The 15,014-nt window shown below is 42.8% G+C and carries 14 protein-coding genes; 9 read left to right on the top strand and 5 right to left on the bottom strand.

The features are described from left to right. The first annotated feature begins 1 nt into the window (after window position 1). The 7 genes from GVK91_RS13585 (at window position 2) to GVK91_RS13615 (ending at window position 8,802) form a co-directional block, all read left to right on the top strand. The gene (locus tag GVK91_RS13585) at window positions 2-1,888 is read left to right on the top strand and encodes an amidohydrolase (protein ID WP_227550114.1); all 1,887 of its coding nucleotides are present in this window, start codon (window positions 2-4) and stop codon (window positions 1,886-1,888) included. Window positions 1,889-1,900: 12 nt separating this feature from the next. Further along, on the top strand, window positions 1,901-2,335 hold the full coding sequence (locus GVK91_RS13590; RefSeq protein ID WP_159729357.1) for a DoxX family protein: 435 nt from the start codon (window positions 1,901-1,903) through the stop codon (window positions 2,333-2,335). A 4-nt stretch (window positions 2,336-2,339) separates the two neighbouring features. Continuing rightward, window positions 2,340-2,813, top strand: coding sequence for a Dps family protein (locus GVK91_RS13595; RefSeq protein ID WP_153845094.1), 474 nt, complete (start codon window positions 2,340-2,342; stop codon window positions 2,811-2,813). A gap of 4 nt (window positions 2,814-2,817) precedes the next feature. Continuing rightward, window positions 2,818-3,483 (top strand): YoaK family protein, encoded by a 666-nt coding sequence (locus tag GVK91_RS13600; RefSeq protein WP_153845095.1) that lies wholly within the window; start codon window positions 2,818-2,820, stop codon window positions 3,481-3,483. An 81-nt stretch (window positions 3,484-3,564) separates the two neighbouring features. Further along, the gene (locus GVK91_RS13605) at window positions 3,565-5,787 is read left to right on the top strand and encodes a histidine kinase dimerization/phosphoacceptor domain -containing protein (RefSeq protein WP_153845096.1); all 2,223 of its coding nucleotides are present in this window, start codon (window positions 3,565-3,567) and stop codon (window positions 5,785-5,787) included. 10 nt (window positions 5,788-5,797) lie between these two features. Further along, entirely contained in the window at window positions 5,798-7,168 is a 1,371-nt protein-coding gene (locus GVK91_RS13610; RefSeq protein WP_159729359.1) for a sigma-54 dependent transcriptional regulator, read from the top strand. Window positions 7,169-7,191: 23 nt separating this feature from the next. Continuing rightward, entirely contained in the window at window positions 7,192-8,802 is a 1,611-nt protein-coding gene (locus GVK91_RS13615; protein ID WP_159729361.1) for a sigma-54-dependent Fis family transcriptional regulator, read from the top strand. A gap of 76 nt (window positions 8,803-8,878) precedes the next feature. Here the strand turns inward: GVK91_RS13615 and GVK91_RS13620 are convergent, their stop codons facing one another. The 5 genes from GVK91_RS13620 to GVK91_RS13640 form a co-directional block, all read right to left on the bottom strand. Beyond that, window positions 8,879-9,700 carry an alpha/beta fold hydrolase gene (locus GVK91_RS13620; RefSeq protein WP_153845099.1) on the bottom strand — a complete coding sequence of 274 codons (822 nt, stop codon included), beginning with the start codon at window positions 9,698-9,700 and terminating at the stop codon, window positions 8,879-8,881. 235 nt (window positions 9,701-9,935) lie between these two features. After that, the gene (locus tag GVK91_RS13625; RefSeq protein ID WP_153845100.1) at window positions 9,936-10,445 is read right to left on the bottom strand and encodes a thioredoxin domain-containing protein; all 510 of its coding nucleotides are present in this window, start codon (window positions 10,443-10,445) and stop codon (window positions 9,936-9,938) included. Between the two features lie 2 nt (window positions 10,446-10,447). Beyond that, window positions 10,448-10,909 carry a redoxin domain-containing protein gene (locus tag GVK91_RS13630; protein ID WP_153845101.1) on the bottom strand — a complete coding sequence of 154 codons (462 nt, stop codon included), beginning with the start codon at window positions 10,907-10,909 and terminating at the stop codon, window positions 10,448-10,450. A gap of 277 nt (window positions 10,910-11,186) precedes the next feature. Beyond that, window positions 11,187-11,738, bottom strand: coding sequence for an antibiotic biosynthesis monooxygenase (locus GVK91_RS13635; protein WP_153845102.1), 552 nt, complete (start codon window positions 11,736-11,738; stop codon window positions 11,187-11,189). A gap of 14 nt (window positions 11,739-11,752) precedes the next feature. After that, on the bottom strand, window positions 11,753-12,811 hold the full coding sequence (locus tag GVK91_RS13640; RefSeq protein WP_153845103.1) for an NADH:flavin oxidoreductase/NADH oxidase: 1,059 nt from the start codon (window positions 12,809-12,811) through the stop codon (window positions 11,753-11,755). Between the two features lie 250 nt (window positions 12,812-13,061). On the opposite strand from GVK91_RS13640, the gene GVK91_RS13645 reads away from it, so the two are divergent. Further along, a complete protein-coding gene (locus tag GVK91_RS13645) occupies window positions 13,062-14,012 on the top strand; it encodes an SDR family NAD(P)-dependent oxidoreductase (protein WP_235032927.1) in 951 nt (316 codons plus the stop codon). 74 nt (window positions 14,013-14,086) lie between these two features. Then, a complete protein-coding gene (locus tag GVK91_RS13650; RefSeq protein ID WP_159729363.1) occupies window positions 14,087-15,001 on the top strand; it encodes an AraC family transcriptional regulator in 915 nt (304 codons plus the stop codon). Window positions 15,002-15,014: the final 13 nt, after the last annotated feature.

The raw sequence follows: 15,014 nt of genomic DNA on the forward strand, positions 1-15,014 counted from the left end.
GATGATGAAAGCAGACCTTATTCTATATAACGGAAAAATAACCCATTTCGGCCACAACCAGGAAGCAGTCACCGCTGTAGCGATCCAAGATGGTAAATTTGTTGCAATCGGTTCGGACAGCGATGTCCTTAAGCTTGCCAGCACACAGACAAAATTGATTGATCTAGGCGGTAGACGTGCTGTACCGGGCATCAACGATTCGCATATCCACCTGATCCGTGGTGGACTCAATTATAATCTTGAATTGCGCTGGGATGGTGTTCCATCATTGGCCGATGCACTACGTATGCTCAAAGAGCAAGTTGACCGTACGCCACATCCCCAATGGGTTCGGGTGGTGGGCGGCTGGTCCGAGTTTCAATTTGCCGAACGTCGTATGCCAACTTTGGCTGAGATCAATGCCATTGCGCCCGATACCCCAGTTTTTATTCTTCATCTCTATGACCGCGCACTGCTAAATGCTGCTGCACTGCGTGCCGTAGGTTACACCAAAGACACACCTGCTCCTCCAGGCGGAACCATTGAACGGGACAGCCATGGTAATCCCACTGGATTGCTGATTGCATCGCCCAATGCCATGATTCTATATTCAACCTTGGCAAAAGGACCTACACTTCCCTACGAAGAGCAGGTTAATTCCACCCGACATTTCATGAAGGAACTCAATCGCTTTGGAATTACCAGCGTTATCGATGCTGGTGGCGGTTTTCAGAACTATCCCGACGACTACAAAGTCATCCGCGACTTACATAGCGAAGACCAGCTTACGGTTCGTATCGCCTACAACCTTTTTACACAAAAGCCCAAGCACGAATACGAAGATTTCCAGCAATGGATAGACAGCGTTCCTCTCCACCAAGGCGACGACATGTACCGCCACAACGGCGCTGGTGAAATGCTTGTTTTTTCTGCAGCAGATTTTGAGGATTTTCTGCAGCCTAGACCTGATCTCAGTGAAAATATGGAAGCTGAACTCGAAAAAGTTGTTCGCTTACTCGTGAGTAACCGATGGCCATTCAGATTACATGCCACATACAACGAAAGTATCAGCCGCTTTTTGGATGTATTTGAGAAAGTCAACCGCGACATTCCATTTGACGGATTGGCCTGGATTTTCGACCACGCCGAAACAATAGACGAACGTAATATTGAACGAACCAAAGCGCTAGGTGGTGGTATTGCCATCCAAAGCCGCATGGCCTATCAAGGTGAATATTTTGCAGATCGATATGGCGCTACTGCGGCCGAACAAACACCCCCTGTCAAAAAAATGCTGGCCATGGAAGTTCCTGTAGGAGGTGGATCCGATGCAACCCGCGTGAGCAGCTACAATCCCTGGGTGTCCATGTACTGGCTTACCGCAGGAAAAACTGTTGGTGGACTCCAGATATACCAAGATAGCAAGCTTGACCGCATGACAGCGCTACAGCTCTATACCAAAGGCAGTGCTTGGTTTTCACAAGAACAACAAAAAAAGGGAGATATTGCTGTGGGAATGCTAGCTGATTTAACGGTACTTAACAATGACTATTTTACGGTAGAAGATGAAGCTATTAAGGAGATCGAATCCGAACTTACTGTCGTAGCAGGCAAAATTGTCTATGCGGAAGGTGATTTCAGTTCCTTCTCTCCCCCACCGATCCCCATTCTACCCGATTGGTCACCTACAAAAAGCTACGGTGGTTATTATAGTGTTTCGAAAACAGCTCAAAAAAGCAGTACAACTGCATCAACAGCTCAAAGTAGCATTGTAAATTCCATCCATCTTTGTAGCGGCAGCTGTCAGGTACATGCACACGATCACAATCAAGCCCGAATGAGCAACATCGCTATAAACAATTACACCGCATTCTGGGGAGCCCTAGGCTGTTCATGTTTTGCATTTTAAGACACTGGAAAGATGGAAATACTTCAAAAACTTTTTTACACCGATTTGGGCAATACGGCCAATAACATTGCCATACTGATCTTTCGGGTTCTATTTGCCTGGGAATTATTGACCGTGCATGGTCTCAAAAAAATTCAGAAAGGCCCACAGGCTGAACCTGAACATATCCCAAATCCTTTGCAGCTGCCCGAAAAACTAAACGCCGCGGTAGCCCAGTTTGCAGACACCATTGTTCCTTTTTTTATTGCACTTGGCTTACTTGGAAGGTTAGCGCTATTACCGACAATAGGGGTCACCGCAGTTGGCTATTTCGTCGTACACCGCCACGATTCACGCGAAGTGCGCGATATTCCATTTATGTACACACTATGCCTTTTGCTCCTCTTGCTCACCGGCCCAGGAACTTATTCAATCGATCATTACATTTATCAACTGCTCACAAAATAAACATATGAAACCCCATATCGGAATACACGAAAATCATCTAGCTGAATCGGCACACATTCTTTCTAAACTGTTAGCCGATGAATACCTGCTCTATACGAAAACGAGAAATGCACATTGGAACATTGAGGGAGCCGATTTTTACAACAAACATCTCTTTTTTGAAGCGCAGTACAACGAACTCGATGAGCTGATTGACAGTCTTGCTGAGCGCATCCGCAGCCTAGGGCATTATGCACCTGCCAGCCTAAATCAGTTTCTGGCGCTGACACAGTTAACCGAACAGAAAAGGTCAGGCAATGACAGTACTGCTTATATCAAAGAATTATTAATGGACCACGAAAGCATTATTGTTTCATTGCGCGAAAACATCGACCATTTTGCCGTAGCACTAAAGGACATTGGAACAAGCGACTACGCAACAGGACTTCTGGAAACTCACGAAAAAATGGCTTGGATGCTACGTGCGCATTTATCATAAAACCATGGAAAATCAAAACAAAGCACATATAACGACACTTGTTCTCACACTTGTTGGGGGGTATTGTGACACTGTTACCTTTGTCGCAGCTGACAAAATATTCTCGGCCCATGTGACAGGGAACTTTATCGTCTTCGCCTATCAGCTTATCAATGGCGGAGATATCACGGCCTGGATCAAATTAGCAACCTTCCCTGTATTCGTCACCGCAGTGATGGCAGGCGGATGGCTTACCTCACGCTCCCATAAGAAAAATACCGTCCTCTTTGTCGAAGCCCTATTACTTGTTATTGCAGGTTTGCTGGCAATTGTTCTTCCAGTAGAGGCTTCCAAAACCGTGATGTATAGCCTGGTTATGCTCGTCGTATTCGCTTTGGGCATGCAAAATGCATTCGGAAAACTATTTGCCAAAGCAACTCACGGGCCAACAACCATGATGACCGGAAATGTGACCCAAGCGTCTCTAGACCTCTGTGTACTTATCGCTAATAAATTCAAAAATCCAGACACCAACGTCAGCTTTGGGAAGCAGCTGATCACCTTATCAGGTTTTTTCATCGGATGTTTGGCGGGAGCCTATTTTGGTAAACAACTTGGATTAACTTCTATTATATTTGCAGGTATAGCGATGCTCGTCTGTTATTTCCTCTCGAAAGACAAGGATCAATAATTAGGATAAAAGCATCAAGCAAATAGAGCAAGCTACCAGTAGAAAGATAGCTTGCTCTATCTTATAACGTATGTCACCTTAATGAGAATTTATCTAATACTTAGCATTTTTATCCTTTCGATCTTTAACACATTCGGTCAGGACAACACGACTATTCATCGTCTGCTAGACAGCATATCGCATGAAAAGGATCCCGGACAAAAAGCTCGTATGCTTTATGAAGCCGCTAAATGTTATCTGGAAAAACCAGGTGAATCAAAAAAAGACCTAGACAGTGCCTTATGGCTTAATGGAACATCCCAAAAACTGCACCTCTCAGTCAACCTTAAAACCGAAGCCGCGCTAAATATGCTTCTGGATGCCCGAATACAAGAGGAAATGGGTAAACCTGACCTTGCAAAAAGCCAGAAAAAGGCTAGTTTACTTTTTGCAAACGCCCATCAGCTTGCTAAAGCCTCGGCCATGATTTACCTGTCTATGACTAACGACATCAAAGATGTGGACTTTCATCAAAAGACCAGCTTATTCCAGCAAGCGTTAGAACAAGCCAAAAAAACAAGTGACAAATCACTTGAGCCCAAAATCCTGATGGAACAATCCAGCTTCCTTTCCAATTATGGGGATTATAAAGGTGCCATAGCAACTGCTCATCGAGCCGCTGTATTAAAAAAACAGACCGGCGATAAAAATATCAGCCAGGAGCTTGTGTCCGTTGCCGGCAATCTCCGGATGCTCCTGCGCCTCAAAGAAGCTTTAAAATATGCACTCGAAGCCCGTCGGGTAGTCGAAAACGAAAACACAACGACAACCAAAGATGATTTAGCTGCCGTGTACAATATTGTGGGATTGATCTATTACGATCTCAAATCCAATAAAGAAGCCCTAGAAAATTATCAAAAGGCATTTGAAATCGCCAAAAGTCAAGGTGACAGATATGGCATCCATACGATCACACTCAATTTAGCGACCATTCTATCGCGTCTCAATCGCGTTTCAGATGCACTGAATCTACTTGATAATGTCACCAAAGATTACGCGTCTGACATCTATTCCATACGCTATGCCTATCTGTATACCATGCTATACACAAGAAATAAAAACACAAAAAAAGCTTATCCCTATTATCAGGAACTCTTAACCTATTACAAGACCGGGAATATCACTGGGCAGGAAAGGCATATCATGATGATTGGAATCGCTAGCTATCTTTTTGCAGATGGACAGATCAAACAGATGTATCCTTACCTCGAAGAAATAGAGCGATCAATGACCAGAGAAAGCAGTCTGCTCCGTGCTTCCGAATTGCGGAAACTCTATTATCTGGCCGACTCCGCCCGCGGTGATTTTAAATCCGCATTCAAAAACTTGGCGGCTTTCAAAACTATCAGCGATTCCATTAACAGTGTAGAGCGGGCCAAGGAGCTTACCGCCTTACAATTAGATTATGATACCGAAAAAAAAGACCATGATATCGTCCTCCTCAAACAAAAAGGTCAGCTGCAAAAATCACTGCTTGAACGGGAGGCTATTATACGAAACGTATTCATAGGCAGCTTCGTCGTCCTGTTGATCTTCGCAGGCTTTTTGTATATCCAAAATGCCATAAAAAAAAGAAGTAATGCAAAACTAACGCTCAAACAGGAAGAAATCAATGCCCAGAATGAAAAGCTAAAACAGCTAATCGCTGAAAAAGAATGGCTACTAAAAGAAATTCACCATCGCGTCAAAAACAACATGCAGATTATTATCAGTCTGCTCAATACACAATCGGCTTATCTTGAAAACGAAGACGCCATCAGCGCAATTCAAAATAGTCAAAATCGCATGCATGCGATGTCTCTGATCCATCAAAAACTATATCAAACAGACAACCTTTCTCGCATTGACATGAAATGGTATATCCAGGAACTGACCGAATATCTCAAAGATAGCTTTCAATCCGAAAAATCAGTTAAATTTGAGATTCAGGTAGATCCGATTACACTGGATGTTGCACAGGCGGTCCCAGTTGGGCTTATTCTCAATGAAGCAATCAATAATGCAATCAAACATGCTTTTGCTCAAAGGGAGGGAACTGTTTTTATCAGCTTCAGGCGAATCAAAGCTACTCCTTACGATCTCTTGCTTAGCATTGCCGACAATGGTATCGGGATACAGAAAGATCTTAGCAGTAGTGATAGTGACTCTTTTGGCATGAATCTCATGCAAGGGCTAACTTCCCAGCTTGACGGAGAATTTAAACTCACATCTGACCAAGGTGTTTTCATTACCATTCAATTTTCACAGAAAGAAGGTGAAATTTAAGACGAATTTTATGCAAAAAGGAAACAAGATCTTAATTGTAGAAGACGAATTTATCGTCGCTAATGATCTCAGGATGATCCTCAAAAAAAACGGTTATGAGGTCGTTGGTATAGCGTCTTCTGTGTCGCAGGCCAAGACAATTATCGCGACAACAAAACCGAATTGGGTCCTACTCGATATCCTATTAAAGGGAAGTGAAACAGGTATCGACCTCGCTATTGAACTGAACAAGCTGGAGCTACCATTCCTATTTATCTCGGCCAATACAAACCAAGGTATTTTAGAAGCGGTGAAAGAGACAAGGCCCTATGGTTTTTTGACAAAACCATTTCGCGAAAAGGATCTTTTCATTATGCTCGATATTGCCAATGAAAGGCTCAATTCGGAAAACAAGGCCGAGGAACCGAAAATTAAGTCCATTGAAAACAGAAGCTTAAAAAATCAGCTCATCGGTACAAGCCCAGCCCTTAATGAGGTACTTTCACAGGTCGAATTGGTTGCTCCTACAGACACCTCCGTCTTGCTCCTCGGCGAAAGTGGCACAGGTAAAGAAAAGATTGCGCAGTCATTACATCAGCTATCGTTGCGCAAGCAGCAGCCTTTGGTTGTAGTCAATTGTGCGGCCATACCATTATCCCTTATGGAGTCTGAATTATTTGGTCATGAAAAAGGAGCCTTTACAGGGGCACAAAATAGAAGAATTGGTAAATTTGAACTTGCCGACGGGGGAACCATCTTTTTGGACGAAATAGGTGAACTACCGTTAGAAGCGCAGACCAAATTACTCCGTGTGCTTCAGGAACAAGAAATTGACCGTGTAGGTGGAGAGCTGCCCGTCAAGATCAATGTCCGTATTATCGCGGCGACTAACCGCAACCTGGAACAGGAGGTCGCCTTAGGCAACTTTAGACTGGACCTCTATTATCGGCTCAACATCTTCCCAATTGCTATTCCGCCACTTCGAGAGCGAACTGGAGATATTGAGGTGCTGGCCAATTATTTTCTAGCCTTTTACGCCACGAAACTCAAGAAAAACGTCACAGCCTTTTCTGCTCAAGTACTTGCCAATATGCAAGCTTATCCATGGCCGGGCAATATTCGGGAGATGCAGCATCTTATTGAAAGGACGGTTCTGCTCGCAAAAGACCCTATCATCAACGACATGGTATTTACTGAACACCTGGAAAGTAAAATCTCAGATTTTTCATCTCAAAAATTAGCATCCCTTGAAGAAATTGAACGAGAGCATATTTTGCGTGTACTTGAATCATGTAAGGGCAAAATTTCAGGCCCAGGTGGAGCAACAGAAATCTTACAGATCAGTTCATCCAGTCTATATAGCAAAATGAAAAAATTCGGAATTAAATCCGACTTTTATTGATAACAAGATAGCAAATGACCATCATGCAGCATACAGCCGTAGGATCAGATCCGCAAGCGATTTATAATCGCATTCAGCAACGCGAAATAGAGCAGCTTGCTCAAATTGCTATTCAGCAGAAAATGGCTCCTATTCATACCCTAGCCGCATTGGATTTGCTTCAAAACGAAATCCAAATCTTTTTGGGACAAAATTGGCTTTCGCTATTTATTGCGGATAATCGCGAAGTTAATTATAGCCTTCTTTTTCAATCCAACAGTAAGGCAAAAACAAGCAAGAACGAATCACGTAGCTGTAAAGACACATTCTTTAAAGAATGTATCCTTTCCGCTGAACCCATCCTGTTCCGAGCCAGCGAGATTTTAAAAGCAGATAAATCCTTTCCGGCAAGCTTTGTCCACGCCATTCAAGAGGGAAATAAAGCAATTGTATCCAAAGCTTTTCGTGTACATGACCACTACTGGGCGATCTTAAGTCTAGGCTACAAAAGGCTGGAACATATCGATCCTCGGCTTGAGTATCGGATAAAAAACTTTATCCCACAGCTTGGTATCAGCATCGGCAATATTCTGATGCACGAACGTTCGGCACATGCAGCCTTAACAAACATGCCCAGCAGCCCAGCGCAGCCTCAGGGTTTCCTGCAGAACGAGGGTTACGGTAAGAAATCAGAGGCCTTAGAGCCGCAGATGATCGGCGAGAGTGACCTGATACAGGCCATAAAATCGCAGCTCAAAATGGTAGCACTATCAGAAATGAACCTGCTTATTCAAGGTGAAAGCGGAACTGGCAAAGAAGTAGCAACCCAAATTATACATCATTTTTCACTCAGATCGGCTCGTCCCCTAATAAAAGTCAACTGCGCGGCTATTGCGCCCACGTTGATCGAAAGTGAGCTTTTTGGACATGAAAAAGGTAGTTTCAGCGGTGCTGTAAAGCGTAAAATCGGCAAGTTCGAACAAGCCCACGGCGGAACACTTTTTTTGGACGAGATTGGGGATCTCCCTTTAACACTCCAGACAAAACTTCTCCGTGTGTTGCAGGAAAAAGAAATTGAGCGCGTGGGAGGAAATAAAAATATTCCTATCGATGTCCGTATAATCTGTGCCACACACAAGGACTTACAAGCTGAAGTGAAGGCCGGCAACTTTCGATCCGATCTATATTACCGGATCAGTGCATTTCCAATTACCCTTCCATCCCTTCGTGAACGACGGGAAGATATCCCTCATTTAATCCAACACTTCCTCTTAAAACATGCCGGAGAAAAACCACCTAAGCAAATGAGTAAAAAGGTATTGCAACGCCTCCATCTACATTCTTGGCCTGGCAATATTCGTGAACTTGAACATGTTATTGCACGTTCGATTCTATTGACTGAAGATTCAACTATAAAAAAAATTGCGCTATTGCCTGACGCTGATTTTGTAGGAGAAAGCAAGGTTCCGGATTTCCGTCTACAAACCCTGGCAAACTTTGAAAAAGAATATATTCTTTGGGTATTGCACAACTGTAAAGCGCGTATTTCTGGCCCAAATGGGGCGGCGACCATACTCGGTATTCCAGCCACAACGCTTCAATCCAAAATGAAAAAGCTGGGCATTGGCAAAAAGTTTTCTTACTCCAAGGAATAAAATGAAAAAAGCCATTCCCGTTTATGGAAATGGCTTATACAACTATTTAAAAACTATTTTTAGATCAACAGAAATCTTATTTCTCGATAAAATCCAAAATATCCTTATTGATGGTATCCGCTTCTGTAGTAGGCATTCCATGCGGAAAGCCAGGATAGGTAATTAAAGTGCCATTTTGGACCAACTCAGCAGCTCTTCTACCCGTTATATCAATCGGTACGATCTGATCATCTTCACCATGCAATACTAAGACAGGAATCTCGACTTTTTTAAGTTCTTCCGTAAAATCAGTTTCAGAGAAAGCTTTGATACAATCATAGTGAGCCTTAATACCGCCCATCATTCCTTGCCGCCACCAATTATCCATCACGCCTTGTTGTACATTTGCTCCATCGCGGTTATAACCATAAAAAGCGAGGGTAAAATCCTGAAAATACTGTTGTCTACGTGTTGCAGTATTCAATCTTATTTCGTCAAAGACCTCCATAGGTACGCCATCGGGGTTTGTTGCACTCTTAGCCATTGTGGGGGTAACCGCACTGATCAATACAGCTTTTGACACCCGAGAAGTACCATGATTGGTTATGTAGCGAACAACCTCGCCGCCACCTGTTGAGTGGCCAATATGGATGGCATCTTTTAAGTCCAATGCTTCTACCAATTGTGCAATATCCGACGCATAGGTATCCATCTCATTTCCTGTCGCCGTCTGTGTCGAGCGACCATGACCCCGGCGATCGTGTGCGATCACACGGTACCCTTTTTCGAGGAAGTACATCAGCTGCGCGTCCCAATCGTCGCTGGATAGAGGCCAACCATGATGAAATACGATCGGTTGTCCTGTTCCCCAGTCTTTGTAATAAATTTCTGTTCCGTCTTGAACTTTGAATGTTGCCATGATGATTAGTTTAAGAATTTTATTATTTACATGATATGTTAATTGGATTGCAATTTATAGTCCAACAAACATACATAACTGTATTTAAGCATATTATAAAATAAAAAGTAAATTTATAAACAACGATATTTCGTTATTTATACAACAGATTCATTCTTTTTTTACGATAGGTTCTATTTTCCTGCAAAAGGCTTCTCGCCGTGTGCGCACCTGTTTTTAAATAGTAATCATATATTCAGTTTTCACCTAATATTTGAACCAGATCTTCCGCGCCACCGTCAAATTTCTGTCCATTGACAAAAAATGTCGGTGTCCCATTAACGCCACTCAGCATACCACTTTCAAAATCGCCATCTACCCGATCCTGTAACGCCTCGTCCTGCATATCAGATTTGAACTTCGACATATCCAAATCCAGTTGCTCGGCGATATCCAACAGTAATCTCGCACTTAACAAGTTCTGGTTTTCAAAAATGGCATCATGCATCTCCCAAAATTTTCCCTGCAAGGCCGCCGCCTCCGCCGCTAATGCTGCGGGTTGAGCATAAGGATGCATTTCCGAAAGTGGGAAATTGCGGAATACAAACTTGATCTGGCTTCCCAGTTCGGCCATCATTTCTTTTATTATGGGATGGGCTGCACCGCAATGTGGACATTGATAATCCCCATATTCAACAATGGTCAGATCGGCCTGGCCATTTCCCAATATATGGTCAGCTTTGCTGACCTTCGGTTTCAATGACATAATTATTTTGATTTAAGATTCTCCAATGCTTCGATAATACCGTCTGCACCTGGATTGACCGCCGTCGGAGATAGATAACTCCAAGCGATAACCCCTTCCTTATCAATCACAAAGAGTGCGCGCTTGCACTCACCTTCCTCTTCATCGTAAACACCATATTTTTTGGCGACCTCTCCTTTCGCTTCAAAATCGGCTAGAAGTGGAAAATGTAGTTTTCGGGACTGAGCGAACGCCAAATGACACCATTTGCTGTCAACGGAAATACCCATAATTTCGGCATCATATTTCTTAAAATACTTGAGCATTTCATTATATAGTGCCATCTGATCGCTACATACCGGACTCCAATCTGCAGGGTAAAATGCCAAGATCACATTCTGTCCCTTGAATTCTGATAAGCTAATTTTTTGATCGGGGGTCGCATACAAGGTAAAATCAGGGGCAACATCATTTTTTTGTAACATACTAATATCTTTAAAGTGTAAGCAATATTGGCATTCCAGTCTGCCTGTTTATACATTTACAAATAGATCTGTACCACCATAGTATAAAGGTGTGAACAGTTAAATTTGTTTTATTTAGTTTCAGGTTTGATAAAGATCTGACTTTCCGGAAGTTCCTCAAGGAATGAATTTCCGATCTAAAAATCATTTTAAGGCATCCCCTCATACATCATAAATTTCTTAGATTCAGGATTCCTCGAAAAGGCAGAAATTATCGTTCAACACAGCCAACTTTAGACTATTTATTTAGCCATTTACGAATCAGCTTAGTATACTTTGGCATGACAACATAGACCATCAAAAACACAATCGTACCAGAAATCAAGAGTGCATCCGAAAAGTGATTGAAGGGAAAATTTAAAGCGCGCAATAATGGCACGAGTAACATGGGTATACAAATAGATAATGGATAAATAGCAGACCAAGTGACAAGATATTGTTTCCAGCGAGGAGGGATTTTTGCACTATTCTCTGGGACTTCAAAAAGAAAATCCAAACCCGACTGGATCTGATAGTGATCGTGGCGACGAAATAGTGGCTCAACCTTTTCAATCCAGCGCTTTCGCTCCGTCGATTCTAGCCAAATTTTGAGATGGTCGACCGTGTCAAAACGAATAATGATCGTATATACAAAAGTCAATTGAGGAATAGGCCTTACGATCTGAAGATCAATAAAGCCCTTTGCATGTCTAGTTAATGGCATAATCTCTTCAAGCCATTTTTCATATTCATAGATTTTATCATCCAGAATATGATGTGTGATTACAGCGGAAGCGCCTTGGTTTTCCATAGGATCAGATGAAATTAAAATGCACGTTGGTATTGCCAGGGTATTGCTATTTCCTCTCCGAGTATTTTTGCTGCATGTAAGGAAAAATAAGGATCCCGAAGGTGCTCACGAGCAATTAGTATAAGATCGGCCAAACCGTCGGTAATGATAGCATTGGCCTGCTCAGGTTCATTGATCATTCCTACAGCACCGACTAAAATCCCTGTATGATTTTTGATTGCCTCTGCAAAGGGAACTTGGTACCCCGGGAATACGCGATTTTTGCTTACGTTTGCAAATCCGCCGCCGGAGGCCGTAATCAGATCCACGCCATGTTGTTTCAGTACCTGGGCTAATATCAGGCTATCCTCCAAGGTCCAGGCATCGGCGGTATCAAGATAATCAACTGCAGATATGCGTACCAGCAGCGGCATTCCTTCAGGAATTACCCCTCGTACCAAGTCAACCGTTTCGATAAGGAACCGTATGCGATTAGACAGAGACCCACCATACTCATCCGCTCTTTTGTTAATAACAGCTGAATAAAATTGATGAAATAGATAACCGTGTCCCGCATGCAGCTCAATTGTATCGAATCCAGCACCGACAGCGCGAATTGCTGCTTCGACAAATTGTTGCTTTATTTCAGTGATCTCATCGCGTGTCAATGCCTTAGGAACGACTTGATTGATCATTGTCGCTGATGATGATTTCAACTGCCATCCCCCTTCTGAAACAGCCAAAGGCAGCATCCGTTCCTTTGGGTGCTTTAGGCTTCCTTTTCCGCCCGCGTGCCATAACTGTATCCCTATTTTAGCGCCCTGTAGATGCACAAAATCTACAATAGCTTTCCAGCTTTCCTGCTGTACCGCATTCCAAATACCGACATCACTTAACGTCGCCATTCCTTGGGGCGAGACAGCAGTACATTCAGTGAGTAGCAATCCTGCTCCACCAATCGCGCGGCTGCCCAAGTGGACAAGATGCCAATCTCCTGGTATACCTTCAGTCGCACTATACTGTTGCATAGGCGATACCACAATCCTGTTTTTTAAGGTAAGATCGCGTAGTCTTATTGTTGAAAATAAATTCATACTATTAGTTTTTTGGGTTCTTTTGCTCATAACTGATCTACTATTTTTTTTAAAATTATAGTTGTTAAGCAGGAAACTTTACCATTCATCGAGACGGTCGATCCTTTTTTCTGGGCAATCAGGCTATTGGTTTTCATAACATATTGATTTAATGAAAAAGCGCTATTAGTCTTCCTTCATTTAAAATTACCCAATATTTTTTTTTTGCTGTATAGATTTCGTCGAACCGGCAAATTCAGTCGTTGAAAGGATGATAATCCACGATCTGACTACAAGATCCGTTGATCTGCCTACATCCAAAATCGGTGGATTGGCCACCTTTGTATCATCAATTTATTTAAAACAGAAACACATGAAATCACAAAAAGTATGGTTCGTCACTGGTGCCTCCAAAGGGCTTGGTCTCAACCTCGTTAAAGAGCTGCTCGCCCAAGATTATTCTGTAGTTGCCACATCACGAACAAAACAGGCGCTGGAAGATGAAATCGGCGATCAGGAAAATTTTCTGCCGCTTGAAGTCGACATTACCGATGACAGCGACGTTGCCCGCGCTGTACTCTCGGCCATTGATTATTTTGGACGAATTGATGTACTGGTCAACAATGCCGGATATGGCCAAACTGGAACCCTAGAGGAGCTCAGTGACCTGGAAGCACGTCGCAACTTCGAAGTGAATGTCTTTGGATCACTTAATGCCATCCGGCATATCGCCCCCCATATGCGACGCCAACAATCGGGACATATTTTCAATATCGCATCTATCGGTGGACTTGCAGGAAATTACCCAGCCTTTGGTGTTTATTGCTCCACCAAATTTGCTGTTGCAGGCTTTACTGAAGCTCTCGCTGTCGAAATGGAACCTTTTGGTGTACACACGACCTTGGTGTATCCGGGTTACTTCAGAACTGATTTTTTATCTGAAGGGTCCCTACATACCGCAGCTAATCCGATTGCAGCTTATGTAACTGCCCGAGAAAACGAAGCTACCCATCTGCATCAGATCCACGGGAATCAGGCAAACGATCCCCAGAAAGCAGCAACCTTATTAATCGAACTGAGTACATTGGAGCAGCCTCCAGTCCATTTTTTAATGGGCGAAGATGCCTATGAGCTGGCGAAAAATAAGATCAATATGCTGACCGCTGAACTCGAAAAATGGAAGAGCTATACGGTATCAACCGGTTTTGAGCAATCCGTATAATAGCTTAATTCAGTGTAAGGAGCTTCCAAGGATATTTCACAACAATCAAATTAGAAATTCAGTAAATTTACAACATGGAGAATACATTTCGCTTTCATTCCCTTTCGGAATTCCACAGCTTTTGCGGACTATCTAAGCCCGAACATCCATTGATCAGCTTGGTTGATTATAGTCAAGTACATTATCCCATTAATGACAGCAAATTGAATTGGATACAACATTTTTATTCGATCGGTTTAAAGCGAAATGTAAATGCCCGGTTCAATTATGGACAGCAGCATTATGACTTCGATTCAGGTATACTCACCTTTATATCGCCCTTACAATTTCTAAAAGTGGAGATCAACCAGGAAGTGCAGGCACAACCCAGCGGCTGGATTTTGTTGATCCATCCCGATTTTCTCTGGAACAGCGAATTGGCAAAACATATTCACTCCTACGATTTTTTCCAATATCAGGTCAATGAAGCGCTTTTTCTTTCAGACAAAGAAGAAGCTATCATTGTCGATATTCTGCAGAATATCGAAAAAGAATATCAGTCTAATATCGATAAATTTAGTCGTGAACTCATTCTCAAACAGATTGAGCGCTTGTTGATTTACGCCGAACGATTTTACGAACGTCAATTTATCACCCGCAAACGATCGACTCAAGAGCTGGTCACCAAATTTGAGCAGTTACTGTCAACACAGTTTCAGCAACATATACTTTTGGAGCATGGTGTACCGACAGTCAGCTTTCTGGCGCAGCAGCTCAATTTATCACCAAACTACCTGGGCAGTTTGCTGCGTATCTACACACAACAAAACACCCAGCAGCATATTCAGCATAAAATGATCGAGTATGCCAAATTAAGATTAAGCACGAGCTCCCTCTCCATCAGCGAGATCGCCTATGAACTAGGGTTCGAACATCCACAGTCGTTCAGTAAGGTCTTCAAAAAGAATACTCAACAAAGTCCCATGGAATTTAGGCAACTGTTTCAGTAAAAAACTACTTTTT

It is taken from the genome of Sphingobacterium sp. 18053 (genome assembly GCF_902706145.1).
GTDB lineage: Bacteria > Bacteroidota > Bacteroidia > Sphingobacteriales > Sphingobacteriaceae > Sphingobacterium > Sphingobacterium paramultivorum.

Bases quoted from the DNA above. Each gene is read 5' to 3' on its own strand.
- GVK91_RS13585 (WP_227550114.1), top strand. From the start codon at position 2: ATGATGAAAGCAGACCTTATTCTATATAACGGAAAAATAACCCATTTC.
- GVK91_RS13590 (WP_159729357.1), top strand. From the start codon at position 1,901: ATGGAAATACTTCAAAAACTTTTTTACACCGATTTGGGCAATACGGCC.
- GVK91_RS13595 (WP_153845094.1), top strand. From the start codon at position 2,340: ATGAAACCCCATATCGGAATACACGAAAATCATCTAGCTGAATCGGCA.
- GVK91_RS13600 (WP_153845095.1), top strand. From the start codon at position 2,818: ATGGAAAATCAAAACAAAGCACATATAACGACACTTGTTCTCACACTT.
- GVK91_RS13605 (WP_153845096.1), top strand. From the start codon at position 3,565: ATGAGAATTTATCTAATACTTAGCATTTTTATCCTTTCGATCTTTAAC.
- GVK91_RS13610 (WP_159729359.1), top strand. From the start codon at position 5,798: ATGCAAAAAGGAAACAAGATCTTAATTGTAGAAGACGAATTTATCGTC.
- GVK91_RS13615 (WP_159729361.1), top strand. From the start codon at position 7,192: ATGCAGCATACAGCCGTAGGATCAGATCCGCAAGCGATTTATAATCGC.
- GVK91_RS13620 (WP_153845099.1), bottom strand. From the start codon at position 9,700: ATGGCAACATTCAAAGTTCAAGACGGAACAGAAATTTATTACAAAGAC.
- GVK91_RS13625 (WP_153845100.1), bottom strand. From the start codon at position 10,445: ATGTCATTGAAACCGAAGGTCAGCAAAGCTGACCATATATTGGGAAAT.
- GVK91_RS13630 (WP_153845101.1), bottom strand. From the start codon at position 10,909: ATGTTACAAAAAAATGATGTTGCCCCTGATTTTACCTTGTATGCGACC.
- GVK91_RS13635 (WP_153845102.1), bottom strand. From the start codon at position 11,738: ATGGAAAACCAAGGCGCTTCCGCTGTAATCACACATCATATTCTGGAT.
- GVK91_RS13640 (WP_153845103.1), bottom strand. From the start codon at position 12,811: ATGAATTTATTTTCAACAATAAGACTACGCGATCTTACCTTAAAAAAC.
- GVK91_RS13645 (WP_235032927.1), top strand. From the start codon at position 13,062: ATGATAATCCACGATCTGACTACAAGATCCGTTGATCTGCCTACATCC.
- GVK91_RS13650 (WP_159729363.1), top strand. From the start codon at position 14,087: ATGGAGAATACATTTCGCTTTCATTCCCTTTCGGAATTCCACAGCTTT.